Origin of the sequence: Paenibacillus sp. JNUCC32, from assembly GCF_014863545.1 — a bacterium.
In the GTDB taxonomy this organism is placed as follows: Bacteria; Bacillota; Bacilli; order Paenibacillales; family Paenibacillaceae; genus Paenibacillus_AQ; species Paenibacillus_AQ lautus_A.
This window is the reverse complement of the sequence record NZ_CP062260.1, coordinates 3,424,516-3,449,422: the sequence shown is the minus strand read 5'-3', so window position 1 is coordinate 3,449,422 and position 24,907 is coordinate 3,424,516. Positions and strand designations below refer to the sequence as shown.

General features: G+C 53.0%; 23 protein-coding genes. 19 read left to right on the top strand and 4 right to left on the bottom strand.

Translation table 11 applies throughout. From position 1 onward, the window contains the following. Window positions 1-41: 41 nt before the first annotated feature. From JNUCC32_RS15520 to JNUCC32_RS15510, 3 genes are read right to left on the bottom strand one after another with little or no spacing between them, the layout of a single operon-like run. On the bottom strand, window positions 42-374 hold the full coding sequence (locus JNUCC32_RS15520; RefSeq protein ID WP_096773147.1) for a YolD-like family protein: 333 nt from the start codon (window positions 372-374) through the stop codon (window positions 42-44). Beyond that, window positions 371-1,636: a DNA polymerase IV gene (locus JNUCC32_RS15515; protein WP_119849176.1), complete on the bottom strand. Its 1,266-nt coding sequence runs from the start codon at window positions 1,634-1,636 to the stop codon at window positions 371-373. The genes JNUCC32_RS15520 and JNUCC32_RS15515 overlap by 4 nt, the downstream gene beginning before the upstream one ends. An 11-nt stretch (window positions 1,637-1,647) precedes the next feature. Next, window positions 1,648-2,010 (bottom strand): YhjD family protein, encoded by a 363-nt coding sequence (locus JNUCC32_RS15510; RefSeq protein WP_096773149.1) that lies wholly within the window; start codon window positions 2,008-2,010, stop codon window positions 1,648-1,650. A 191-nt stretch (window positions 2,011-2,201) separates the two neighbouring features. On the opposite strand from JNUCC32_RS15510, the gene JNUCC32_RS15505 reads away from it, so the two are divergent. The 5 genes from JNUCC32_RS15505 to JNUCC32_RS15485 all read left to right on the top strand — a co-directional run bounded on the left by JNUCC32_RS15505 (window position 2,202) and on the right by JNUCC32_RS15485 (window position 7,585). Further along, window positions 2,202-3,791 carry a sensor domain-containing diguanylate cyclase gene (locus JNUCC32_RS15505; RefSeq protein WP_192572553.1) on the top strand — a complete coding sequence of 530 codons (1,590 nt, stop codon included), beginning with the start codon at window positions 2,202-2,204 and terminating at the stop codon, window positions 3,789-3,791. Window positions 3,792-3,957: 166 nt separating this feature from the next. Further along, window positions 3,958-4,272: an ArsR/SmtB family transcription factor gene (locus JNUCC32_RS15500; RefSeq protein ID WP_096773151.1), complete on the top strand. Its 315-nt coding sequence runs from the start codon at window positions 3,958-3,960 to the stop codon at window positions 4,270-4,272. A 56-nt stretch (window positions 4,273-4,328) separates the two neighbouring features. Continuing rightward, on the top strand, window positions 4,329-5,732 hold the full coding sequence (locus JNUCC32_RS15495; protein ID WP_192572552.1) for an FAD-dependent oxidoreductase: 1,404 nt from the start codon (window positions 4,329-4,331) through the stop codon (window positions 5,730-5,732). A 108-nt stretch (window positions 5,733-5,840) separates the two neighbouring features. Then, a complete protein-coding gene (locus JNUCC32_RS15490) occupies window positions 5,841-6,164 on the top strand; it encodes an ArsR/SmtB family transcription factor (RefSeq protein WP_192572551.1) in 324 nt (107 codons plus the stop codon). 125 nt (window positions 6,165-6,289) lie between these two features. Then, window positions 6,290-7,585 (top strand): arsenic transporter, encoded by a 1,296-nt coding sequence (locus JNUCC32_RS15485; protein WP_186326405.1) that lies wholly within the window; start codon window positions 6,290-6,292, stop codon window positions 7,583-7,585. A 109-nt stretch (window positions 7,586-7,694) separates the two neighbouring features. Here the strand turns inward: JNUCC32_RS15485 and JNUCC32_RS15480 are convergent, their stop codons facing one another. After that, window positions 7,695-9,131 (bottom strand): MocR-like pyridoxine biosynthesis transcription factor PdxR, encoded by a 1,437-nt coding sequence (locus JNUCC32_RS15480; RefSeq protein ID WP_096773155.1) that lies wholly within the window; start codon window positions 9,129-9,131, stop codon window positions 7,695-7,697. A 292-nt stretch (window positions 9,132-9,423) separates the two neighbouring features. Between JNUCC32_RS15480 and rpmG the strand changes: the two genes are divergently transcribed. The 14 genes from rpmG (at window position 9,424) to JNUCC32_RS15410 (ending at window position 24,532) form a co-directional block, all read left to right on the top strand. After that, window positions 9,424-9,573, top strand: coding sequence for a 50S ribosomal protein L33 (gene rpmG, locus JNUCC32_RS15475; RefSeq protein ID WP_009592608.1), 150 nt, complete (start codon window positions 9,424-9,426; stop codon window positions 9,571-9,573). A 112-nt stretch (window positions 9,574-9,685) separates the two neighbouring features. Beyond that, entirely contained in the window at window positions 9,686-10,159 is a 474-nt protein-coding gene (locus tag JNUCC32_RS15470; protein ID WP_096773156.1) for a hypothetical protein, read from the top strand. Window positions 10,160-10,355: 196 nt separating this feature from the next. Then, the gene (locus tag JNUCC32_RS15465) at window positions 10,356-11,249 is read left to right on the top strand and encodes an alpha/beta hydrolase fold domain-containing protein (protein ID WP_192572550.1); all 894 of its coding nucleotides are present in this window, start codon (window positions 10,356-10,358) and stop codon (window positions 11,247-11,249) included. Between the two features lie 555 nt (window positions 11,250-11,804). After that, entirely contained in the window at window positions 11,805-12,779 is a 975-nt protein-coding gene (locus JNUCC32_RS15460; protein WP_192572549.1) for a Gfo/Idh/MocA family protein, read from the top strand. 259 nt (window positions 12,780-13,038) lie between these two features. Further along, a complete protein-coding gene (locus tag JNUCC32_RS15455) occupies window positions 13,039-16,713 on the top strand; it encodes a nitrate reductase subunit alpha (RefSeq protein WP_192572548.1) in 3,675 nt (1,224 codons plus the stop codon). Continuing rightward, window positions 16,703-18,238: a nitrate reductase subunit beta gene (narH, locus tag JNUCC32_RS15450; protein ID WP_192572547.1), complete on the top strand. Its 1,536-nt coding sequence runs from the start codon at window positions 16,703-16,705 to the stop codon at window positions 18,236-18,238. The genes JNUCC32_RS15455 and narH overlap by 11 nt, the downstream gene beginning before the upstream one ends. Continuing rightward, window positions 18,231-18,809, top strand: a complete 579-nt coding sequence (gene narJ, locus JNUCC32_RS15445; RefSeq protein ID WP_192572546.1) for a nitrate reductase molybdenum cofactor assembly chaperone — start codon at window positions 18,231-18,233, stop codon at window positions 18,807-18,809. The genes narH and narJ overlap by 8 nt, the downstream gene beginning before the upstream one ends. Then, window positions 18,796-19,488: a respiratory nitrate reductase subunit gamma gene (narI, locus tag JNUCC32_RS15440; RefSeq protein WP_009592621.1), complete on the top strand. Its 693-nt coding sequence runs from the start codon at window positions 18,796-18,798 to the stop codon at window positions 19,486-19,488. Before narJ ends, narI begins: the two co-directional genes overlap by 14 nt. A 52-nt stretch (window positions 19,489-19,540) precedes the next feature. Further along, on the top strand, window positions 19,541-20,005 hold the full coding sequence (locus JNUCC32_RS15435) for a GAF domain-containing protein (RefSeq protein WP_015734361.1): 465 nt from the start codon (window positions 19,541-19,543) through the stop codon (window positions 20,003-20,005). Further along, window positions 20,002-21,081, top strand: coding sequence for a sensor histidine kinase (locus tag JNUCC32_RS15430; protein WP_192572545.1), 1,080 nt, complete (start codon window positions 20,002-20,004; stop codon window positions 21,079-21,081). The genes JNUCC32_RS15435 and JNUCC32_RS15430 overlap by 4 nt, the downstream gene beginning before the upstream one ends. Continuing rightward, window positions 21,078-21,725, top strand: coding sequence for a response regulator transcription factor (locus JNUCC32_RS15425; RefSeq protein ID WP_009592555.1), 648 nt, complete (start codon window positions 21,078-21,080; stop codon window positions 21,723-21,725). The genes JNUCC32_RS15430 and JNUCC32_RS15425 overlap by 4 nt, the downstream gene beginning before the upstream one ends. A 154-nt stretch (window positions 21,726-21,879) precedes the next feature. Continuing rightward, on the top strand, window positions 21,880-23,394 hold the full coding sequence (locus JNUCC32_RS15420) for a nitrate/nitrite transporter (protein ID WP_192572544.1): 1,515 nt from the start codon (window positions 21,880-21,882) through the stop codon (window positions 23,392-23,394). Window positions 23,395-23,446: 52 nt separating this feature from the next. Next, window positions 23,447-24,172 (top strand): YwiC-like family protein, encoded by a 726-nt coding sequence (locus JNUCC32_RS15415; protein WP_192572543.1) that lies wholly within the window; start codon window positions 23,447-23,449, stop codon window positions 24,170-24,172. 123 nt (window positions 24,173-24,295) lie between these two features. Then, window positions 24,296-24,532, top strand: coding sequence for a DUF6953 family protein (locus tag JNUCC32_RS15410; protein ID WP_009592569.1), 237 nt, complete (start codon window positions 24,296-24,298; stop codon window positions 24,530-24,532). Window positions 24,533-24,907 lie beyond the last annotated feature (375 nt).

Here is a 24,907-nt window from a genome sequence, read left to right as displayed (position 1 = left end):
CGGCGGCGCGGCCAAGGCGCGGATATGGATGCCCGCGGCAGTCAATCACACGTCTCCGCCGTTTCAACCTCCAGTATATCTACCAGATTAATCCAAGTATCCCCGACAAGCAACCGCTCGTTCAGGGTATTGATTCGGGAGATCCTTCCGTTTACCGCGTAATTTCCGTACTCCCCGTATACTTGCAGCTGTATGGTTTCCTTGCTCCGGTAAGCCGTGCTGATCTTTTCTATAATCCACTGCATCTGCTGCTCATCCAGAAGAGGGTGGGCCTGCTTATGCTTCTCGCCCTGCTTCTCCAAAATGGCGTCGCGATGCTCAAACAGCATCATGCGGCTGGATTCCCATAGACCGTTTCCCGTTAGTTTTTTCATTTGTAGTGTCCTCCGATCTTGGCGTTCAGAAATTTCAGCTGGCTGGTTTTGGTTAGCGATGAGCCGAAGTAAACGGAGGAGGGACCATATTGGTTGTTGATATCGTCCATGGTATGTTCCAAATACATGAGCCGCTCCCGGTCGCCGAAGAGAGACAGCTGGTAAACGGCGTCACTCTGCAGTTCTCCGAGGGAGACCCAGATTTTGCGGACAGGGCCGCCGTCCCAGTGCTTGCGGAACAGCTCCTTGGCAGCCGCATACACTTCGCGGGACAGATGCGTCGGCTCGGCAATCTTCATTTGGCGGGAGAACCCCACCGGCCGGTCGAAATCGGCGCCCTGGGCGCCGGCGTGGACCACGTTGCCCATGTAGCCTTTGGCCCGCGCCCGCTGGCAGATGAGCATGGAGAGCTCGTTCAGCACGACATCGATGTCCTGCTGGTCGTGATAATCGACGGGAAGCGTGGTCTGCCGGCCGATTCCTTTTTGCCCGTCGAATGCATCGGGCGTCACCGGGGAATCATCATAACCATTGGCGGTTCGCCACAGCACTTCGCTCCAGATGTCGCAGTTTTTTTTCATGTAGCGCTTCATTTTGAATTTGAGATCGGGAAGCGGCGTATGGGCCAGCTCCCCGATGGTCTGGATGCCGAGCCGTGCCAGATGCTTCGTGGTCCGCGAGCCCACGCCGAACATTTTATGGGTGGGGCAGGCCCAGAGCGCGTCCATGGTGGCCTCGTTCAGCTCAAAGATGCCGTCCTCATTCTTCTTGGCGAAATTGTCGCAGGCCAGCTTGGCAAGAACCTTGTTGCGCCCGATGCCGACTCGGGTATAGACGCCGGTCTCGCGCCGCACCCGCATCTGAATATGCCGGGCGAGCTCCTTCGGCGTGCAGCCAAAGTGCGCCAAGCTTGCCGTCACATCGATGAATTGCTCATCAATGCTGAACGGCTCCACGAGATCGGAATACGATTCGAGAATGCTCATGATCTGCAGGGATACCCGGATATAGGCGCTCATGCGCGGTTTCATCACGACCAGATCGGGGCATTTCTGCTGGGCCTGCCACAGGGGCTCCGCCGTGGTGACCCCGTGATCCTTCGCAAGCGGGCATGCCGCGAGAATGATGCCGCTTCGCCGGGAAGGGTCGCCGGAGACGACCAGGGGTCTGTTTTGGTATGCGGGATTCGCCGCTTTTTCAACAGAGGCATAAAAGGACTGGCAGTCCGCCAGAAAAACGACGCGCTGCTTGCGTTTATGCATGATGATTCCTCCTATTCGAGACGAATGTGAAATGTTTCAGCCAGACGCATTTGAATATCGGCCCTCACAAAATCCCACATCAGCTCCATGTCATGCTGGTAGCCGCGACATCGGTAGCGGATGGTGACGGAGTGCTTCTGGCGCCGGGTTTCCAGAATGGCGATGCCGCGTGCGCGGCAGCTTCTCTTGAGCTCGGCGAGCTTCGCGAACGTAATCTTCTGAATGGTCTGCAGATGGAGCACGTAATAGTCGCTTATGCCGGTATGCTTCATGCTGCGGATATCCCGTTCCAGCACGTCCAGCAAAATCGGCAGAATGACGCAGTCCTTGACGGACAGCAGCTCTTCCTCGGTTTGCAGCGGAGACGCAGACATGCCTGATGCCTCCTCATCGTTCTTCATATGCTCCTCACTATTATATAACGAACATACGTTCGTTATGCAACTGGTAAATACAGAGCATGATGCGGCATTCCCTATATGGACTCCAAAACGTTTGTGAAGTAATATGAAAAGATCGTGTATTCATCCGGAAAAAATTTCATAAGAGTAGGGGTACAGCCTCCATGAACATACCCAAACGACGCCTCAAAATCAGTCTTGCGATGGTCATGCCTGCATTGGTTTCATTATCCATCCTAATGACGATGTCGATCATGGTCTACATCCAGTATAAAAACGAGAAACGGTCCCTGTACGACACGACCATGTCGCTGAATTTATCATCCGCGCAAAAAATGGCGGTTACCATAGAGGCGCTTTTCTCGGGGATGCGCCAAAGTCTACGCGCCGCCGCAAGCAACCCGGCCATTGAGGCAAGAGCGGCATCCGACGAGGAGGAGCTGCAGGTCATTTTTGATCTTATGCTCCAGAGCAGCCCTTACTTCAATTCCGTATTTTGGGCCGATGAAAGGGGGAGCATTCGGGTTGTTTCTCCTGCGGGGAATCAGGTAAACCATGCCCGATTAATAACGGAGGGGGCCATTCAAGCATTAAACGAGAGAAAATCCTATCTTTCGGTACCGTATAGGAGTCCGACCGGCCGCTGGATCGTGTTTGCGAGCGAGCCGATTTTTGACGGATCCGGCAAGTACTGCGGCATGATAGCAGGCACGATTTATCTGGAAGAGAACAATATATTGCATCGGATTTTCGGATCCGGTGCGGGAAATGAAGAGGACTCCTATTCCTATATCGTGGATTCCGGCGGGAAGGTGCTCTATCATCTGGAGGAAAGCCGGGTCGGGGAGGACGTGAGTTCTAACGTGGTCGTGAGACGGCTCATGGATGGCGAGAGCGGCATGCAACGCGTGACGAATACGCAGGGCGACGATTACTTGACGGGTTATGCCAGCGTGGCGATGAATGGCTGGGGGATCGTCATGCAGACGTCGGTAAGCTCCATCCTGGCCGATGTCAATGGAAATTTGCAGGACCAGCTGAGAAGCATGCTGTTTCCCATCGCGCTCATGCTGTTCATTGCCGTATATACGGCCGCAAGAATTGCCGCCCCGTTTACCCGGCTCTATAAATTAACGAAATCGGTAGCAGCCGGCCAAACGGTGTCTTCCCAGGAATTCCGGCCGCATTGGAACCGGGAAGCCGACCAGTTGAACCGGATCATGGGAGCCGCTGCGGAAACGATGGCCAAGCAGACCCAGTCGCTGCAGCAGGAGGCCATCACGGATCCATTGACGGGGCTGTCCAATCGCCGGGAACTGGAACGCTGTCTTGAGTCTTGGGATGCGCTCGGGGAGCCGTATGCCGTTATTCTCCTGGACATCGACCATTTCAAAGCGATAAACGATACATACGGCCATCAAACCGGCGATCAGATCCTGAAGCTCGTGGCAGCCGTCATGGTGGATTGCGCTCCCGCGGATGCGGTATGCTCCCGCTTTGGCGGGGAAGAGTTCGTCATTCTTCTTCGCGAACGCAGCCTGGATACGGCATACCGTATGGCCGAACGGATACGCAGGGCGATCCTGATTTCCCCGACCCCTTATTCCGGAACGCTCACCGTATCGATCGGCGTATCGCTGTATCCGGAGCACGGGGGAAACCGGGAGGATGTATTTCAAGCGGCGGATATGGCGTTGTACCGGGCGAAGGGGGAAGGACGCAACCGCACGGTGGCGGCTGGATTATCGGCATGAGAGACATCCTGGCCGCTTTGGTGAACCGGATATCTTTTTTTGTATATCGGGGTGTGATTCCGAGCACACTCCTATACAAATCAAAAAAATGGATGCTTGACGTGCTGCGGATCGCTTGCTACAATCATCACATCAAAATAATTTGATGGGAAAATGAGGTGACAACATGAAGGTCTCTACCATACATAACGACGTATTAAGCTTGTACGAACAGAAATTCAAAGCATTATCCGATAAGAATCGCTTGAGAATCATATATGAGTTAAATCAACGAGGTAAAGTATGTGTATGTGACCTGACGGACATGCTGGACCTCCCTCAATCGAAACTGTCTTACCATCTGAAAATGCTGCTCGATGCAAATATTATTTTGATGGAACGCATCGGAAAATGGAATTACTATGAGCTTAACGATGAGGAAGTCAAAGCGCTGTTATCCGAAAAGCTTTGCTGCGTTTTTTATCCGAATTCAAAGGCATAATTTTTTTAACCGATATATCAAAAAAAATTGATGGATTAAAAAAGGAGGATTTCCGTATGAAAAACATTGAGTTTAAGGTAACCTCATCTTCTTGTTGCACACCCCGAGTACCCTCATACACCAAGGAAACCGTCAAAGAGGAGCATGCTTCCTATAACGATAGCCTGCCCGTGGCGATAATCGGAGCCGGACCGATCGGGTTGGCAGCAGCAGCGCACCTAGCGGAGAGAGGACAAAATTTCATCCTTTTTGAAGCCGGATCCAGCATTGGCCACAACATCCTTCAATGGGGGCATGTACGACTATTCTCGCCATGGCAGTACAACATCGATAAAGCCGCTGAGCGTCTTTTGCGCAAACAAGGATGGAAGCCTCCTGTATTAACGGAACTGCCATTCGGTCAAGAGATTGTCCATCAATATTTAAAACCTTTAGCACAGTTGCCTGAACTGGAGCCCAATATCATGTTGAATTCCAGAGTGGTCTCCATATCGAAAAAGAATATGGATAAAATGAAATCGGCTCATCGCGAAGCTGCACCCTTCGTGCTTTATGTTGATGCAAATAACGCCACGCAGCGTTTTGAAGCTAGGGCCGTGATCGATGCGTCCGGAACCTGGGGACATCCGAATCCGCTGCATGCTGACGGAATATGGACGCGGGAAGAACGTGATTTGAAAGATCATATTTATTACGGGATTCCAGATTTATCAGCAGAACAAAGGCAGAAATACGCGGGGAAACGCGTTGCAGTGGTAGGAGGCGGACACTCGGCGATCAACACTTTATTGGATCTGGCCCAGCTCAAAGAAACGGATTCGAATACGGAAGTGATTTGGGTGATGCGAAAGAAATCGGTGGAAGAAGCCTATGGCGGGGAAGAGAATGATCAACTCGAGGCTCGTGGAGCGCTTGGAAGCCGCATTCACCAGTTGATAGATGCAGGCCAAATCCAAGTGGTTACTCCATTGATGATTGAGGGGCTTTCCCAAAAAGACGGGAGGATCGGCATCAAGGGGACTGCCAATGGCGAAGGCAAGGAAATACAAGGAATCGATGAAGTGATCGTAAATACGGGGAGCCGACCTGATTTTACATTTCTGAGCGAGATCAGGCTTAGCATGGATCCAGCCACGGAGAGCGTTGAGGCGCTGGCTCCGTTAATTGATCCGAATGTACACAGCTGCGGCACCGTAAGACCTCATGGGGAGAAAGAACTTCGTCATTTCGATAAAAACTTTTATCTTGTCGGGATGAAGAGTTATGGCCGGGCTCCGACTTTCCTCATGGCTACAGGGTATGAGCAGGTCAGATCCATTGCAGCCTATTTGGACGGCGATCTGGAGGCGGCGTTAAAGGTTGAGCTGGAGCTGCCGGAGACCGGCGTATGCGGCGTTAGCAGTGGACCAAATGCCAACGATTGCTGTCTGCCAACCTCATCTGCTTCGGGCTGCAAATAAATCGCTTATACGATTGAAATCAGGCACACTTTCCATTAACATATAAGCATTGACTTATATGAGACAGAATCGTCATTTTATTTTGCCGGAGGAAAGGGATGAATCTTAATGGAGCCCATGAACGAAATAGCCGAGAAACTCAAATTGCTTGGGGATAAAACAAGGCTTACGATGTTGACGCTCCTTAAGGAAAGAGAATGGTGCGTTTGCGAGTTCGTGGATATTTTCGATATGTCGCAGCCGGCGATCAGCCAGCATCTGAGAAAGCTGAAGTCTCAGGGAATCGTCAATGAAGCCAGGCGAGGGCAATGGGTTTATTATTCATTGAATGTGGATGACATGCCGTATATCCAAGCCGTATTAAATGAAATGCCAGGCTCGCAAGAAGTATTGTCATCCATGAATAAGGAGGTTAACTGTACTTGTAACTAACCGAGAGTCAGCCGGCATTCGCATAAAGTAGAATTGTTGTTCATTATATAAGGATATAGTTATATATTGATTCACCGTGAAACATAATTGTATTCCGGCTCAACACGTCATTGGAGGTTTGTACATTGGTTTCTGTTGTCCTGGCCAGCATCATTTTTATTGTCACTTTAATTTTTGTCATTTGGCAGCCTAAAAATCTATCCATTGGATGGTCGGCTTGCGGAGGCGCGTTGCTGGCGCTTCTCGTTGGAGTCGTGGACTTCCAGGATGTGTGGGACGTCACCCGGATCGTATGGAACGCAACGCTCGCCTTTGTTGCAATCATCATTATTTCGTTGATATTGGATAAAATCGGGTTATTCGAATGGGCTGCGCTGCATATGGCCAATGCCGCCCGGGGAAACGGCATCCGGATGTTTGTGTACGTCTCCTTGCTTGGAGCGGTTGTTTCCGCATTCTTCGCGAATGACGGAGCGGCGCTCATCTTGACACCGATCGTACTTGCCATGGTACGGGCGCTGAATTTCGATGAACGAAAGGTATTTCCGTTTATTATCGCAAGCGGCTTTATTGCGGACACCACCTCGCTACCGCTTGTCGTCAGCAATCTGGTGAACATCGTATCTGCCGATTTCTTCGGCATCACGTTCATCGAATACGCTAGTCGCATGCTGGTTCCGAATCTGTTTTCTTTGGCAGCTAGCGTTCTGGTGCTTTACTTGTTTTTCCGCAAAAGCATCCCGCGGAATTATGACGGTACCCAGCTGAAGCAGCCATCCACGGCAATTCAGGATCCTGCCATGTTCCGTTTATCATGGATCGTATTGAGCATGCTGCTGATCGGTTACTTTGTGTGTGAATTTGCAGGTATACCCGTATCGATCGTCGCCGGCGTTATCGCGATATTGTTCCTGCTGATGGCGAGAAAAAGTCCGGCTGTGCAAACCAAGGAAGTGCTTAAAGGGGCGCCATGGGCGATCGTGTTTTTCTCGATCGGCATGTATGTCGTCGTATATGGCTTGCGCAATGCAGGCCTTACGGATCTTCTGGCCGGCGTCATACAGAGCGCAGCGGATCAAGGGTTGTTTGCCGCTACCATGGCCATGGGTTTTATTGCCGCCATGATTTCGTCCATTATGAACAATTTGCCGACGGTGATGATCGATGCACTCGCTATCGATGCAACCCATACGTCGGCAGCCATTAAAGAGGCCTTAATTTATGCGAACGTGATCGGTTCCGATTTAGGTCCCAAAATTACGCCGATCGGCTCGCTGGCAACCTTGCTTTGGCTGCATGTCCTTTCTGCCAAGGGCGTGAAGATCAGCTGGGGAACCTATTTCAAAACAGGGATCATATTGACCATCCCGACGTTATTCATAACCCTCTTGGGTTTATATATCTGGTTGACCCTATTGTAAATGATCAAAATAAGAGGAGAGGGCAAAAGAAAGCATGAAAAAAGGTTAGCTTTCCGAAAGCTAACCTTTTTCCTGCTAAAGGGCAGGGGGCACCGCTCCCGGTGCTGCCCTATTGAATGGCGGCGTGCAGGGCTTGGGCGAACTTGGAGATTCCGGAGGGGATATCCTCGGCCCTGGCACGGGCGTAAGTGAATCGCACATATCCGGAAGCCGATCCGTACACGCTTCCCGGCGCGAAAATAACGCCTTTTTGAATAGCGGCCTCCAGCAGCTTGCTGTCGTTCACTTCCGGCACGATCTTGCACCAGAGATGCAGGCCGCCCTTCGGCACATGGAAATGAACCAGGCCTTGCAGCTCTTTCTGCAGGGCCTCGATCAGTAAATCCCGCTTGTACAGCAAGCTCGCTCGCAGCCTGTCCAGGTGGGGAGCAAAATAGGAAGAGTCGATAAACTGGACGGCAAGGCTTTGGGGCACCACGCTCAGCCCGAAATCCATCTGCTGCCTGGCGTCTGCGAGCCGCTCCACAATGGAATTCGGGGCGACCATCCAGCCTACGCGAAGGCCGGACGCGGCTATTTTCGAGAGTGACCCGATGTAAAGCACCGACCCGATGGAATCCACGGATTTCAAAGGAGCCGGCGGCGGGCACTGGTAGGCGGTCAAACTGAAGGGATCGTCCTCCACGATGGGAAGTCCAAGTTCACTGGCTGCATCCAGCAGCTGCGACCTTCGCTCCTGAGCCATGACGGTGCCGGTCGGATTCTGAAAATTCGGATTAATGAAGATCATCTTGATCCGGTGTTTCTTGTACAGCGAGCGGATGTCCTCCGGCCGCACCCCTTGTTCGTCGACAGGGAGTCTGAACAGGCGAAGGCCGGCCGATTGAAACATCGGCAGCGAATAGCAGTACGACGGATCTTCAATGGCCACCGCATCGCCAGGCGACAACAAGCACTGCGTAATGAGATACAGCGACTGCTGAGACCCCGACGTGATCAATATGGAGGATTCGGTGGTCTGGATCCCCCGATATTTTTTCAGATACGTAACCAAAGCCTGCCGGAGCGGACCATATCCCTGCGGGTTGTCATATCCGAAATAGGACGTGTTCGATTTTTGACTCATTAACGTATTCATTTCTTGGATTGGCGCCAAATCGCCGGCAAGCTCTCCGCTGGCAAAATCGATCAATGAGGGATCATGCGCCAGCGCTTCCCGAATCCGGCGAAGAAAAGGGAGATTCGGCAGGAAATTCCCTCCCTCCGCATAGCGGCGCCAGTTCGGCGTATGCTTGGGCGTGGCTCCCCATTTGGAGTTGCTGACCCGCGTTCCGCTTCCGGAACGGCTCTCTATGATTCCAAGCGCCCGAAGCTCCGAGTAAGCCAGAACCACGGTGCTTCGATTAACCCCTAACTGCTCCGCAAGCTTTCGTTCGGATGGGAGTAAGCTGCCCGGTGGAAACTCACCATAAGATATTCTTTGCTCCAGATCATCGGCAATTTGCTGATATAGAGGTCGTGTGCTGTTACGATCCGGCTTCCACACCTTCCTCATCCTTTCGTGACATATTCAGGCGGTTTCTGTCTGTAACCTTAATCATATCATTTAGCCTAAATAAAGGCTTTTCATAATTTCATCATTACGATGACAAATCTTGAGCCATCCCTTCAATATGGACGGGATATCGGACTGCGAGTTGGACGGGCAACATGACCGACTTCCCGAAATGCGGCTGTAAGTTGCTCCGATTTCTTGACAAAACATAAAAACGGGAATAAAGTATATTTTAATTAATCGTAATTATTACGATTTAAACAAAAGGCAGGAGGTGCTGAATATGCGAGTGACCATAACATTGGCATGCACGGAAACGGGGGACCGTAACTATACAACGACCAAAAATAAACGAAATCACCCGGAGCGGATGGAATTGCGCAAATATTGTCCGCGTTTGAAGCGGGTGACGCTGCATCGGGAAACCCGTTAGCGCATGCTTTAACGCAAGCCGGACCAGCCGTCCGGCTTATTTGACTTCAAACGAAATGGGACTACACTAAAAGTAACAGCAAGAGACCATGTCAATGAGGGGGATGGACGGGATGAACCAGGAACGACAGGATTCCGGCGGAGAGATGCTCCTGAGCGCACATACCCCGGAACAGTGGAGACGGAGAAGGCAGGAGCTAAACGAGTGGATCAACAGACCCAAGGTACGCAAACAGCCCAAACGCACGCGGTTGTTCGGCAATGCCCCTGTTGACGAGCAATTGTATCCGATATTGATGTCGCTGCAGCAGGCGGGCTTGGAGACCGAGTTTTCCTGCGCGGGCGTAAGCCCTCTCGATGAGCCCGTGGATCATTCCCTGTACGCCTACCTAACCTTTTTCGCAAAGGGTCCAGCGGAGCGGTTCGCTGACATACTTATCGAAAATATGAAGCATCGCGCTCTGATTACTTATGAGCCAGCCCGTCATCGCTATGACGTATCGTCATTTTTTATCGGACATAACCGGTCCTTCTGCCTTCTTCTGCAGCGCAGCGCGGATCAATTACTGAGCGATTCAGCCCGGTAGAATGCGGGGCTTTTACATAGGGTATCATCGTTTAGCCGGCTCAGAGCCTTGAGCAGCTTAGTCTCGGACTACCCCATTGGTTAACGCTTCTGTATCAATTGCCACAGCGGCCGTGCCGCGTGCGGTGATATATTGAAGCAGGACACGCACCAGCCTGCCCTATATCGATAACGTCCAGCAAAGGGGAGAAAACCATATGCCGAGTAAAGAGAGTACGGCTGTAAAAGAGCAGCTGACCGCCGAGGGATTTCATCATAAATGGGAACATGCCGGAACGATTCGGCAGTATATCGAAACATTGCCTCCATATCCTGCGTTGTCCGAGGAACAGGAAGGATTTGAGACCCGCCGTTTCCATAGCGGATCGGGCGCAAGCATGAATTATTATGTATCGCATGGTACGAAGGAACGGGGGACCGTCGTTTATTTGCACGGCGGAGCCTATATCGAAGAGATTCTGCCGCCCCACTTCGCGTTTGCCAGGCAGTGGACGAAACGAACCGGTTTCACCGTCATCCTACCCAATTACCCCACCGTTCCGGCTGCCGATGCGAAAAAGCTGACGGGGCTGATGCGCGAGTTTTACGTGCACGTATGCGCCCAGGCCGAGAGCCCGGTACTTCTTATGGGCGATTCGGCCGGCGGCGCGCTGGCTCTCGACATGGCCCAGTCGGTCAAGGAGACGCCGCTGCAGGCACAGGGGCTGATTCTGATCTCGCCATGGGTGGATGCAGCCACGGACAATCCGCAGATATCCGCGCTCGGCATCCCGCAGCGCGACGTCTTTCTCCAGCCGGCCGGGCTCGGAGCGGTAGGAAGGATGTATGCAGGAGGCCTTCCGATGGACCATCCTGCGGTCAGTCCTCTGTTTGGCGAGATGGGAAGCCTTCCCCGCACGGTCATTCTCGCAGGAACCGCCGATTCCCTGCTGCCGGACGCTCGCCTGCTGCGCGATAAGATGGCCCGGGAAGGCGTCGATACCGAGTACTGGGAATACGAGAACATGATGCATGTGTGGCCTCTGTTTCCGATGCCTGAAGCCGATGAGGCACTGGAACGGCTGCATCAATGGACGGCGCGCGAAGGTTGAAAGCCGAAATGGAGGGTGACCCGCCATCCAATTGGATGGTCACAACTGTCGCTCAATTGGATGGTGTGCATCGGCCGATTGTTCATTATAATGAGGCAGAAACGACCATTTCATGATGATATAGGTTGATCCTGAAGCCTCAGGTTCTATAATAGATTGTATATAATGAATAATCGAATGGGGTTGTTTGTGGTTGGTTATGTATATTATCGTCATCGCGCTGGCATTAATTGGAGGAATATCAACGCTTCTAGTAGGATTATCTCAGGAGAATAAGAAGGCAAACCCGAACTATGAGCGGAAAACGAGAACCAATCTCACGAAGCTGCTCATCATTTATCTTGTTTCGTTAATAGCGTTTATTGTGATATGGATGATTTTCAGATAGGCAGAGTCCGCTCCCGGTCCATGACCGAAGAGCGGGCTTTTTTTATTCAAATAAAGGAATTGAGGACAAGGCCGACGAAACATGATGCTTGCCGGGCTTTTCCGGTACTATGATAATGAAGAAGAACAGGGCATCGTCTCTAATAGAAGGGGAGGTTTTAGGATCAGATGGCATTCAACATAGGAATGATCGGTACAGGCTGGTTCAGCAGAGTGCATGCAGATATTTTGTCCAACATGGACGGAGTGAACGTTGCCGCCTTTGTCGGGACGAGTCAGGAGAAAGCGGAACAAGCGGTGCGGGGCTATGCTGGCGCCAAGGCGTACAGCAACGTTGAGCAGATGCTGGATGCAACCAAGCCCGATGCGGTTTATATCTGCGTTCCGCCATTTGCGCATGGAGAGATTGAAGCCCAGGTGGTGGAGCGGGGCATTCCTTTTCTGGTCGAGAAACCGCTGGGCACGAACCTGGATACGCCACGGCAGATTCTGCATGAGGTGAAGAAGGCCGGTTTAATTACGTCTGCAGGGTATCATTTCCGTTATACGGATGCGGCCATCAAGGCTGCCGAGCTGCTGGAAGGCCGGAAGATCGGGATGGCGCTTGGCTACTGGTTGGGAGACATGCCGCAGGTGTACTGGTGGAGACAGCAGGAAGGCTCGGGAGGGCAATTCATTGAGCAAACCACCCATATGGTTGACCTGCTTCGCTGCCTGCTCGGTGAAGCGGATGAAGTGTATGCGGCTTTTGCCCATCGAGCGATGAAGGATGTTCATGAGGGGGTAACGGTACACGACGTGGGCACTGCGACGCTGAAATTAAAATCCGGCGCCGTGGCAACGATCTCCAATACCTGCATGCTGCCGGAGTCGGATCGGGCTGGCTTGGATATTTATACGGAGCAGGGGGTCATCGGCATTCAATCCGATAAACTCATCGTCAAGGAAAAAGGAAGAACGACGGAATACCGCAATGCGGTTAATCCATATCTTCGGGAGAGTGAAGCGTTCATCCACGCGGTTCGCACCGGCGATGCTTCCGGAATCTTGTCCTCCTATGAGGATGCGTTTAAAACCATGGAAATTACCTTTGCTGCTTTGCAGTCGGCCGAAACGGGGGTCCCGGTGAAGATCGGGGAATGATTATAAACATTTAGCAGTCACAACAGAATCCGAAGGTGCCCCGCAAGATCATCAGGTCTTGCGGGACACCTTTTTTTCGTTTCACAAGACGATCCGTGCTCGAATCGCCGCCTGACGTTAACCAAGGGAATTCTCGAAGGAATATAGGAGTTTCCCTAATAGGAACCGAGGGTGAGGCCGCTCATAATGAAGCTATACGAAGAACGGCACATTGATTCCCCAATCATTGTCATTCAAGCAGAAGGAGTTGAAGTGTCCTATGAGACGAAAGTCGGGGCTGAAGTTCTTCAAGAGGATGGAAAGCTACTCTGGCAATTGGTCCGTTCTGGAGGAGAAAAGCAGGGAATGGGAGGATATGTACCGCAAGCGCTGGTCGCACGACAAAGTGGTGCGGACCACTCACGGCGTGAACTGTACAGGCTCCTGCAGCTGGAAAGTGTTCGTAAAGAACGGGATCATCACCTGGGAAAACCAGCAGATCGATTATCCGTCCTGCGGGCCGGATATGCCGGAATTCGAACCGCGGGGATGTCCGCGCGGGGCGTCATTTTCCTGGTATGAATACAGTCCGCTGCGGGTGAAATACCCTTACATGCGCGGCCGGCTGTGGCATATGTGGAAAGAGGCATTGAACGAGCACGGCGATCCGATCGCCGCTTGGGCCAGCATCGTCGAAGATCCGGCGAAATCCAAATCCTATAAACAAGCACGGGGAAAGGGCGGTCACGTTCGTGTATCTTGGCAGGAAGCCACGAAGCTGATCGCCGCCCAGTTAATCTATACGATCCGCAAATACGGCCCGGACCGCATCGCCGGCTTCACACCGATTCCAGCGATGTCCATGATCAGCTACGCTTCGGGGGCAAGGTTCATCTCCCTGCTGGGCGGCGAAATGCTGAGTTTTTACGACTGGTATGCCGACCTGCCGCCGGCTTCCCCGCAAATTTGGGGAGAGCAGACCGACGTGCCGGAATCGAGCGACTGGTATAATGCGGGCTACCTGATCATGTGGGGTTCGAACGTACCGTTAACGCGTACGCCGGACGCCCATTTCATGACGGAAGTGCGATACAAAGGGACCAAGGTCGTGTCGGTCGCGCCGGACTATGCCGAGAATGTCAAATTCGCCGACAACTGGCTGGCCCCGAACCCCGGAACCGATGCGGCGATTGCGCAGGCCATGACGCATGTCATTTTGAAGGAGTTCTATCATGAACGTCAGGAGCCGATGTTCCTGAATTATGCGAAACAATATACGGATATGCCTTTCCTGATTCTCCTGGATGAGTTTGAGGGGGGGTACAAGGCTGGCCGCTTCCTGCGGGCAAGCGATTTGGGCGATGCCTCGCAGCATGCCGAGTGGAAGCCGGTGATTATCGACGAGAACACGAATGAAATCATCGTTCCGAACGGTACGATGGGCCAGCGCTGGGAGCAGGACAAGAAATGGAACCTGATTCTGGAACGCGAAGACGGGTCGGTCATTGCACCGGCGCTTTCCGTAGAGTCCCAGGTAGCGGAGCGGCAGACGATCCTTTTCCCGTTCTTTGATAACCGGGCCAACGGCACCTTCAAACGCCAAATTCCGGCGAAGAAAATTCAGCTGGCCGACGGAACCGAGCGTCTCGCCGCCACGGTATACGATCTGATGCTGAGCCAATATGGGATAGGGCAAGCGGAGAGCGGACTTGCGGCTTCGGGATATGAAGATGCCGAATTCGACTACACCCCGGCCTGGCAGGAGAACATTACCGGCGTGAAGGCTTCGGTCGTCGTTCAAATCGCCCGAGAATTCGCGCAGAATTCGCTGGATACCGGCGGCCGCTCCATGATCATCATGGGTGCGGGCATTAACCACTGGTTCAACAGCGACACGATCTACCGCTCCATTCTGAACCTGGTCATTCTGACGGCTTCCCAGGGCGTGAACGGCGGCGGCTGGGCACATTACGTGGGGCAGGAGAAATGCCGTCCGATCGAGGGCTGGTCCACGGTTGCCTTCGCCAAAGACTGGCAGGGACCGCCGCGGCAGCAAAATGCCACTTCGTTCTTCTATTTTGCGACCGACCAGTGGAAATACGAAGAAATGGGGGCCGATTCCCTGAAATCGCCGACGGGCGGGGAGATCCGGTACCGGCATCCGGCAGATTACAACGTTCTTGCCGCTAGGCTCGGCTGGCTTCCGTCCTATCCGCAGTTCAACAAGAACAGCCTGACGTTTGCCCAGGAAGCGGCGCTGCAGGGGAAAACGAGCAATGAAGACATCGTGAAGCACACGCTTGAACAAATCGTGTCAGGAGATACCAAATTTGCGGCAGAAGATCCGGGTGCGCCGGAAAACTTCCCGCGATCGCTGTTCGTATGGCGCTCGAACCTGATCTCAAGCTCGGCCAAAGGGCAGGAATACTTCATGAAGCATTTGCTTGGCGCTTCGGACAGCCTGCTCTCGACGCCGAACGAAGAGGATAAGCCGGAGGAAATGGTGTGGCGCGAGGACGTGGAAGGCAAGCTGGATCTGCTGGTCGCGCTCGATTTCCGGATGACCTCGACGCCGATGTATGCCGATGTGGTGCTGCCGGCAGCGACCTGGTACGAGAAAACCGACTTATCCTCCACCGACATGCATCCCTTCGTCCATCCGTTCAACCCGGCGGTGGATCCGCTCTGGGAATCGCGTTCGGACTGGGATATTTACAGAACGATCGCTGAAGTCTTCTCGGACATGGCCAAAACGCATCTGCCAGGCGTATACAAGGATCTTGTGACAAGCCCGCTGGCCCATGACTCGGCAAGCGAGATCGCCCAGCCGTACGGTGAGGTGAAGGATTGGCGCAAGGGCGAGATCGAAGCGGTTCCGGGCAAAACGATGCCGAACCTGACGGTGGTCGAACGCGATTATACCAAAATTTACGATAAATATGTGACGCTCGGGCCGAATCTGGCCACAGGCAAAGTCGGGGCGCACGGCGTCAGCTTCTCGGTCGCCGAGGAGTATGAAGAGCTGAAGCGCTTGAACGGAACTTATTATGACGACTCCATCAAAAATGGCCTGCCGAAGCTTCATACCGCAAGACATGCGGCGGATGCCATTCTGAATCTGTCTTCGGCTACGAATGGAAGAGTAGCGCAGCGGGCATGGGAATCGGCGGAGCAGGATACCGGCGTGCAGCTGAAGGATATTTCCGCGGACCGCGCGGCGGAGCGCATCACGTTCCAGAGCATCACGGCCCAGCCGCGGGAAGTCATTCCGACGCCGGTGTTCAGCGGCTCGAACAAAATGGGAAGAAGATACTCGCCGTTCACGACGAACATCGAGCGGCTCGTGCCGTTCCGCACGCTGACCGGCAGGCAGCATTTTTATATCGACCACGAAATCTTCCTGCAGTTCGGCGAAGCGCTGCCGGTGTATAAACCGACGCTTCCGCCGATGGTGTTCGGCCCGCGCGACAAGCAGATTACCGGGGGCAAGGATACGCTGGTGCTCCGCTATTTGACGCCGCACGGCAAATGGAACATTCACAGCACGTATCAGGATAACCTGCACATGCTGACGCTGTTCCGCGGCGGCCCGACGGTATGGATCAACAATGACGACGCGGCGGCAAACGACATCCAGGACAACGACTGGCTGGAAGTATACAACCGCAACGGGGTCGTCACCGCCCGCGCCGTCGTCAGCCACCGGATGCCGAAAGGCACGATGTACATGTATCACGCGCAGGACAAACACATCAACGTGCCGGGCTCGGAAATCACGAAGGATCGCGGCGGCAGCCACAACGCGCCGACGAGAATCCATGTGAAGCCGACCCAGATGGTCGGAGGCTACGCCCAGCTCAGCTATGGATTCAACTACTACGGACCGATCGGCAACCAGCGGGATGTGTACGTGGCTGTCCGCAAAATGAAAGAGGTGGATTGGCTTGAAGATTAAAGCGCAGGTCGCCATGGTCATGAATCTGGATAAATGCATCGGCTGCCATACGTGCAGCGTCACCTGCAAGAGCACCTGGACGAACCGTCCGGGCGCGGAGTACATGTGGTTCAACAACGTGGAAACGAAGCCGGGCGTCGGCTACCCGATCCGCTGGGAAGACCAGGAGAAATACAAGGGAGGCTGGACGCTGAAAAAGGGCAAGCTGCAGCTGAAATCCGGCAGCAAGCTGTCCAAAATCGCGCTCGGCAAAATTTTCTACAATCCGGATATGCCGGAAATGAAAGATTACTATGAGCCCTGGACGTATAACTATGAACATCTGACGAATGCCGGGGAGAAGAAACATCAGCCGGTGGCCCGTCCGAAATCGGCGGTGACCGGCGAAACGATGAATCTGGATTGGGGCCCGAACTGGGAAGACGATCTGGCGGGCGCCCACGTGACCGGTCCGAAGGATCCGAATATCGAAAAGATCGAGGAAGAGATCAAATTCAACTTTGAGCAGGCGTTCATGATGTATTTGCCCCGCCTGTGCGAGCACTGCCTGAATCCAAGCTGCGTGGCGTCCTGTCCGTCGGGTGCGATGTACAAGCGGGACGAGGACGGCATCGTGCTGGTGGACCAGGAGGCCTGCCGCGGCTGGCGGTACTGCATGACCGGCTGTCCTTACAAAAAGGTGTACTTCAACTGGAAAACGAACAAGGCCGAGAAATGCACCTTCTGTTTCCCGAGAATCGAAGCAGGGCTGCCAACGGTATGCTCCGAAACCTGCACAGGCCGTATCCGTTACTTGGGCGTGCTGCTCTATGACGCGGACCGCGTACAGGAAGCAGCCTCCACGCCGGATGAGAAGGATCTGTATCAGGCGCAATGCAGCCTGTTCCTTGATCCGCATGATCCGGCGGTGATCGAGCAGGCGCGCAAAGACGGACTGTCCGAGGAATGGATCGAGGCGGCCCAAAACTCCCCGGTCTATAAGCTCGCGATCGAATACAAGCTGGCCTTCCCGCTTCATCCGGAGTACCGGACGCTGCCGATGGTATGGTACGTGCCGCCGCTCAGCCCGATCATGAACTATTTTGAAGGCAGGGATTCCATCGAGAATCCGGACATGATTTTCCCGGCGATCGAGGAGATGCGCACGCCGATCCAGTACCTCGCGAATCTGCTCACGGCAGGCGACACGGTCACGGTGAAGGAAGCCCTGCAAAGAATGGCGATGATGCGTTCTTATATGCGCGCACAATCGTCGGGGGCCGAGTTTGATGAGACTCGTCTGGCACGGGTCGGCCTGACTGCCCATCAAATGAAGCAGATGTACCGGCTTCTTGCCATCGCGAAATACGATGACCGGTTCGTTGTTCCGACTTCCCATAAAGAAAGCCATATGGATGTCTACCGTTCCCAGGGCTCTGAAGGATTCGGCGCGAGCTGCGGCGGCTGCGGTCCGGAAGGTCTGCAGGGCAAAACCGGCAAGGAGCTGTACGAAGAAAATTTCTATGGAGGGATCTGGCGTGATTAATCTCGGAAAGCTGCATGATTGTAAACATGTTTTCGGTTTTTTTGCTCAGCAGCTCACGTATCCGGAAAAGCTGGATTTCCATCCGTCCGTCATGGAGGAGCTGCTTGACTCCGCCGATCCGGCCTATGAATCCGTCAGAACGTATTGGACGATCATGCATGAATACAGCATGGAGGAGATTGAAGAGCTGTATGTCCAGACCTTCGACTTTCAGGCGAAATCCACGTTGTATATGACCTATTACAAATTCGAGGACGGCCGGGAACGCGGGCAGATGCTCGCCAGGCTTAAGGAGACGTACGAGATGTTTGGCCTTGGCATCGAAGGCTCGGAATTGTCGGATTATCTTCCGCTGATGTGCGAGTTTTTGTACGCGGGGCCCTGGCAGGGCCGCGAGAAGGAAGCCGCGGAGAGCCTGAATTTGATGATGGCCGTCATGGAAGACGGCACCTATCATCTGCTGAAAGCCTTGGAGAAGTATAACAGCCCGTATGGTTATCTCGTTCAAGGGCTTCGCGACACGTTCAAGGCGTGTCTCAGTCAGGAGGCTGCCGCTCATGAACATGATTGATCAATTTTTGTGGGTCATTTTCCCCTATGTATGCATCGTTGTATTTATCGTCGGTCATATTTACCGTTATCGTACGGACCAGTTTAACTGGACGGCAAAATCCAGCGAGTTTATCGAGAAAAAACATCTCAAGCTGGGCAGCCTCATGTTCCATCTCGGCATCATTCCGGTTATCGGGGGACACGTGGCCGGCCTGGCCATCCCCCAATCCTGGATGGAGTCGCTCGGCGTCAGCGACCATATGTACCATATCGGCGCGGTGTATATCGGAAGCGCGTTCGGCTTTTTAACGCTGGGGGGCATGATCTTGTTGACCGCCAGACGGTTTGCCATCCGAAATGTCCGAAAACTCAGCACCGCTTCCGATATGGTGGTCAATGTCCTCCTGCTGTTTATCGTCTTCATGGGGATGTACAGCACGCTGGTCACAAACGCGGTGCAGCCGGAATTCAATTATCGGGAAACGGTCTCGGTCTGGTTCCGCGGACTGTTTATGTTCCGACCGGAGGCTTCGCTGATGGAGGATGTGCCGCTGTCGTTCAAAATTCACATTCTTGCGGGATTTGGTATTTTCGGTTTGTGGCCGTTTACCCGTCTGGTCCATGTGTGGAGTGTTCCGTTGAATTATGTGGGCAGAAGATATATCCTGTATAGAAAGCACCGCAAATTTGAGTCGTAGGACGAGAGAAGGCTTCTTTAGCCTTCTTTTCTACGTCAGAGGAGTAATGGGGATGAAGAATCAGCCGATCTATGATTACCAACGTGAAATGGATAAGCTTCGGACCCGGTTTCATTTCGATTTCGTGTCCATGGCATTGGTGCAGCCGGCTGAAGACCGATTTGTATTGACCTGGCAGTATGCCTCGGGAAACATCAACGAGAGGTACAAGCGCATCGTGCTGCATTCCGGCAAGGGCATCGCCGGCATGGTGTTTAAGACCGGGAAACCGATGCTGATCCCGAATGTGAATGCGGATATTGAATCAAGGGACTTGTATAATTATCCGATTATCGTTGCAGAGCAGCTGAAGAGCCTCGGTGCCATACCGCTGTGGGAAGGCACGCGCGTCATGGGGGTTTTGCTTGTGGGATATCGTAAGGAGAACATGCTGGATCACAAGGCCTTTGCGTCTTTTCAGGAAGGTATAGGAACGGAATTTGGCGCTTTTTATGCCAAGGAGGTATCACGGCCGTGATTCAAATGACGGATGAGCATCTGAGCGAATTGCTGAGAAACATGTATCAGAACAGCATGGAGGCCATTTTTTTTATGGACGAGGACGGCAGCGTGGTCGCGATGAATCCGGCTGCGGAGAATATCCTTGACATTGAGGTGATCGAGAGGATGCACTCCGGACAGGACGGGTCCTTCTGCCAGACCTGCGAAGGGTACACCGACGAACAGGATCTCATCTCCTGCTCCAAATGCTATCTGGATTATCCGGATGGAGAATTCTCGTCGTTCCAAGTCTATCTGAAGACGCGGTCTGAAGGAATTGTTCCTTATGCGGCCAGTTACCATACCATCGATGAAGCCCGCGGCATCCGGGTGATGATGCTCCTCGATCTGACGAAGCAGCAGAAAACGCAGGAAATGCTGCAGCGGACGAATATGCTGAAATACGTCATCAAGGCACAGGAGGACGAGCGCAAGCGGATCTCGCGCGAGCTGCACGATAGCGTGGCTCAGGAGCTCTTAAGCTCGCTGGTCGACCTGCGCGTCGTTAAATATATGAATGTGGGCGAGGATGTGCTCAAGAAGCTGCACCAGACCGAGGCGTCTTTAACGAGGCTGCTGGATGATATCCGGCATTTGTCGGTCGAGCTTCGGCCCGCTTCCCTCGATGATTTGGGGCTGGAGGCTGCCTTCCGCTCCCATTTCAAATGGATCGGGAAGAATTACGGCATGCTGGTTGAATTCTCTGCCGAATTGGCGGCGGCCCGCTATGGCAGCGAGATTGAAACGGTGGTGTACCGGGTTTGCCAGGAAGCGGTGTTAAATGCCTTGAAATATTCGGGAACGGACGAGGTTCATGTCCGATTATGCGAGGAGAACGGCTGCCTTCAGTTAACCGTCCGGGACGATGGCGCCGGATTTAACATGATCATTGACGAAGCCAAGGGAACCGGACTCGGGCTGTACGGAATGCGCGAACGCGCTGAGCTCGTCGGTGGCCAGTTTACTTTGGTTTCCGCTCCCGGCGAGGGGACGACGGTTCAGCTGAAGATCCCGCTTACGAGCAGCGGCAAGGCGGAGGTGAGGGGAACATGAAAATTGTGATCGCGGATGATCATGCCGTGGTCCGCAGCGGATTTTCCATGATTCTGAATTACCAAGAGGATATGGAGGTCGTCGCGACGGCGGCAGACGGCATCGAGGCATACGCCATGGTGGCCAAGCACCGGCCGCATGTGCTGTTGATGGATTTAAGCATGCCTCCCGGCGAGAGCGGATTGATTGCCACAGGCAAGATCAGCAGCGAATTTCCGGAAACGAAAATTTTGATCCTGACCATGTATGACGATGACGATTACCTGTTCCATGTTTTGAAGAACGGAGCTTCGGGTTACGTGCTCAAAAATGCGCCGGATGATGAATTGATTTCGGCCATCCGGATGGTCCATAAGGGAGGAACCTACATCCACCCCCAGATGGCCACGTCCCTGGTCCGGGAATTTATCAAGAAAGACAGCGAGAGCGCGGAGCAGGATCCGTTCAACAGTCTGTCCCAACGGGAGATTGAAATCCTGCCGCTGATCGCGAAGGGCTATGGCAACAAGGAAATCGCGGAAAAACTATTTGTATCGGTCAAAACGGTGGAAGCGCACAAGGCCAAAATCATGGAAAAGCTGAAATTGAAGAGCCGCCCGGAGTTAGTGGAATATGCGCTGAAGAAAAAACTGCTGGATTTTTAATTATGGCGCATAAGCAGGGTGATTGCGGTAAGGAATAGGGAAGTTCCCCGGAGAGATTCAGGGAACTTCCCTATTCGCATTGTGAATAGGTGCACGTACAATAGGAGCTGGGGATCAATATGCCATTCATTACGCTTTGGAAAAGGTGATGGGAATGATCAAAAAGCTGCAGCTTCCGCTGCAAACAATGAATCTGGTGCTTGGTTTTATGGTATGGGTCATCATCTCCGCGCTCCTGCCGTTCATAAGAGAAGATATCGCCATTCCGGCAGACCGGATCGCCATTCTGACGGCCATTCCGGTGGTGCTGGGCTCGGTTCTGCGGATACCGCTCGGCTATTACGCCAACGTGGTCGGAGCACGAATTGTTTTTATATCCAGCTTCATCCTGCTGCTGTTTCCGGTCTATTTTATCAGCGTGGCTTCATCCTTTACGCATCTGGTCATCGGCGGCTTGTTCCTTGGGATCGGTGGGGCCGTGTTCTCGGTGGGCGTGACCTCATTGCCGAAATACTATGCAAAAGAGAAGCTGGGACTGGTCAATGGGATCTACGGGATGGGCAACATCGGTACAGCCATTACCACGTTTGCCGCACCGGTCATCGCAACGGGGATCGGATGGTCCAAAACCGTCCAGCTGTATTTGATCCTGCTGCTGATATTTGCATTATTCAATGTTTTTTTAGGCGACCGCAAAGAAATCAAGGTGAAAACACCGGTCATGGAACAGATCAAGGGTGTATATAAGAATGAAAAACTGTGGTTTTTCTCGCTTTTTTATTTCATTACCTTCGGTTCGTTCGTAGCCTTTACGGTGTACTTGCCGAACTTCCTGGTTTCTCATTTTGAGCTGGCCAAGGTGGATGCCGGGATGCGGACGGCCGGGTTCATCATGATCGCGACTTTTTTGCGTCCCGTCGGCGGCTGGCTTGCAGATCGATTTAAACCGCTGTTCTTATTAATGGGCGTATTCCTGGGGCTGACGGCTGCGGCTATCCTGTTGGCATTCTCCCCGTCCATCGGCTTGTATACGGCCGGCTGCTTAACCATAGCCGTTGGTGCGGGTCTCGGCAACGGGGTCATTTTCAAACTCGTGCCCCTTTATTTCAACAAGCAGGCCGGCATCGTGAATGGCATCGTGTCCATGATGGGCGGTCTTGGCGGTTTCTTTCCGCCGCTGATGCTTTCCTTTATCCATTCGGTTACGGGGCAGTATTCCATCGGCTTCATGGCTTTGTCGCAGGTTGCGCTTGCGAGCTTCGTCGTTGTGGTATGGATGTACTACCAGGACAAACTTGCCGTGCAATCCGAGGTGTTTAACTCCACCGGCCAAGGGATTCTGGTAACGGATCCAGGCGGAAGGATCAGTGCCGTCAATCCGGCATTCACGAAGCTAACGGGATACTCGGAGGAGGAAGTGCTCGGCAAAAATCCGAGCGTGCTGAAGTCCGGAAGGCAATCGCCGGCGTTTTACCGCGCGATGTGGTCTGAGATCATGGAACGCGGAAGCTGGCAGGGGGAGATTTGGAACCGCAGGAAAAACGGGGATGAATATTTGGAGCTGTTGACCATTAATGCCGTAAGGGACGAATCCGGCGACATCATTCATTATGTGGGTACCTTTAGCGATATTACATACCATTCGTCCGGCAATGCTTCGAGCGGCTGACAAGAGATGAATCGTTGTCGGTGCGAGCTGATGGATGGAGAGGGAGAGAGGCATGAATAAGACGAGGATTGTGATTCCGCGGGAGCATGGAGGCTGGGCCATGGTCTCTGTACCTTATTTCATCGGAATGGTGGCTGCCAAGCCGGCCCTTCTGCACCTTCCGCTGTTTTTGGCGTGGTTGTTTCTATATATGGCGTCCTATCCGTTTCTGCAATCCTTAAAGACCCCGGCCAAACGCAAAACCTGGATATCCTGGGGGACCGTTTATGCCCTTGTTGCCGCTGTGTTTCTGGTTCCGGTACTTGTTCTCAAGCCGTCGATGCTCTGGTTTGCGCCGGTCCTCCTCGTGCTGATCATGGTTAATGTCTGGCATGTCCTCCGCAAAGCGGAGCGTGCGCTGCTGAACGATATTTGTGCGATCCTGCTGTTCTGTACCGGAGGCGCCGCTGCATACATGCTGGGAGGAGGAGGCTTCGATCAGCTTCTAGCTGCTGTTGTTGCTCTGAATTTCCTATATTTCACGGGAACCGTATTCTTTGTCAAATCCGTATTTCGGGAGCGGAAAAACAGGCGCTGGACGGCATATGCCATCATGTATCATTCGGTGATGCTGATTCTGCCGATATTCCTCGGGCATCCGTGGATGTGCCTGCCGTTCTTGTTTCCGTTTGTGAAGACACTGCGGTATGCCGGAAAAATAATGAAACCGATGAAGGTCGGCATGATCGAGATTGCGGGTTCCATCCAGTTTTTATTGCTGTCATGGATCTTGATGTAATCTGCTTTTGCTATCGCGATGGCGAAATATGCACAGCTGCCTTCGGTCGGCTTCCATGCGAATCGACTCTGTCGTCCATTCTGTTATAATAAGGGAATGGATACAGAAGGGAAGAATGCAAATATGGCATATACAGCACAGCAGGTGGCCGAATGGATGGTGGAGGAAATCCGGTTTACGGGCAATTTGTATCAGACGGAAGCCATCCGTTATGTACGCGAGAACTTCGGGGAAGAATTTGTCTTCGTGAACGAGAATGGAAATGCTTCGCTGTCCAAGGACGTGAAGAAGGCCTTCCGCAAACTGCATGGCGGCCGGATTGCCTGGGATCGCGACGGATTCATGTGGGCCTGGACGTAATCCCGCTATAACCGAATAATCAAAAGACGGGAGAGGCCAGATCGGCAGGCCACATCCTTATATTAATGAGAACGAGGGTGCCCCAAAAGATCTTAGATCTGGCGGGATGCTCTCTTTTTCTGTTAGGAGGCGCTCCGAGTACGAATCGTTCCTCCCATCGCTGTTGCCCCCAAATTTCTTGGAACGGTTCTAAGCAAGGATGAAATTCGGGGACAAAGGCGACCGCTCTCGCTTGTCCGGAATCGTTTCGTCCTCTCCGCTACGTTGTGCAGATCCCTCACTTTAATTAGCATACGAAAAAAACCGTCTCTTGGTAAAATGAAAGTGTTACCTATCATTTACGAAAGAAACGGTTGGAACACTATTTTGTCGACG

Bases quoted from the DNA above. Each gene is read 5' to 3' on its own strand.
- JNUCC32_RS15520 (WP_096773147.1), bottom strand. From the start codon at position 374: ATGAAAAAACTAACGGGAAACGGTCTATGGGAATCCAGCCGCATGATG.
- JNUCC32_RS15515 (WP_119849176.1), bottom strand. From the start codon at position 1,636: ATGCATAAACGCAAGCAGCGCGTCGTTTTTCTGGCGGACTGCCAGTCC.
- JNUCC32_RS15510 (WP_096773149.1), bottom strand. From the start codon at position 2,010: ATGTCTGCGTCTCCGCTGCAAACCGAGGAAGAGCTGCTGTCCGTCAAG.
- JNUCC32_RS15505 (WP_192572553.1), top strand. From the start codon at position 2,202: ATGAACATACCCAAACGACGCCTCAAAATCAGTCTTGCGATGGTCATG.
- JNUCC32_RS15500 (WP_096773151.1), top strand. From the start codon at position 3,958: ATGAAGGTCTCTACCATACATAACGACGTATTAAGCTTGTACGAACAG.
- JNUCC32_RS15495 (WP_192572552.1), top strand. From the start codon at position 4,329: ATGAAAAACATTGAGTTTAAGGTAACCTCATCTTCTTGTTGCACACCC.
- JNUCC32_RS15490 (WP_192572551.1), top strand. From the start codon at position 5,841: ATGGAGCCCATGAACGAAATAGCCGAGAAACTCAAATTGCTTGGGGAT.
- rpmG (WP_009592608.1), top strand. From the start codon at position 9,424: ATGCGAGTGACCATAACATTGGCATGCACGGAAACGGGGGACCGTAAC.
- JNUCC32_RS15470 (WP_096773156.1), top strand. From the start codon at position 9,686: ATGAACCAGGAACGACAGGATTCCGGCGGAGAGATGCTCCTGAGCGCA.
- JNUCC32_RS15465 (WP_192572550.1), top strand. From the start codon at position 10,356: ATGCCGAGTAAAGAGAGTACGGCTGTAAAAGAGCAGCTGACCGCCGAG.
- JNUCC32_RS15460 (WP_192572549.1), top strand. From the start codon at position 11,805: ATGGCATTCAACATAGGAATGATCGGTACAGGCTGGTTCAGCAGAGTG.
- JNUCC32_RS15455 (WP_192572548.1), top strand. From the start codon at position 13,039: ATGAGACGAAAGTCGGGGCTGAAGTTCTTCAAGAGGATGGAAAGCTAC.
- narI (WP_009592621.1), top strand. From the start codon at position 18,796: ATGAACATGATTGATCAATTTTTGTGGGTCATTTTCCCCTATGTATGC.
- JNUCC32_RS15435 (WP_015734361.1), top strand. From the start codon at position 19,541: ATGAAGAATCAGCCGATCTATGATTACCAACGTGAAATGGATAAGCTT.
- JNUCC32_RS15425 (WP_009592555.1), top strand. From the start codon at position 21,078: ATGAAAATTGTGATCGCGGATGATCATGCCGTGGTCCGCAGCGGATTT.
- JNUCC32_RS15420 (WP_192572544.1), top strand. From the start codon at position 21,880: ATGATCAAAAAGCTGCAGCTTCCGCTGCAAACAATGAATCTGGTGCTT.
- JNUCC32_RS15415 (WP_192572543.1), top strand. From the start codon at position 23,447: ATGAATAAGACGAGGATTGTGATTCCGCGGGAGCATGGAGGCTGGGCC.
- JNUCC32_RS15410 (WP_009592569.1), top strand. From the start codon at position 24,296: ATGGCATATACAGCACAGCAGGTGGCCGAATGGATGGTGGAGGAAATC.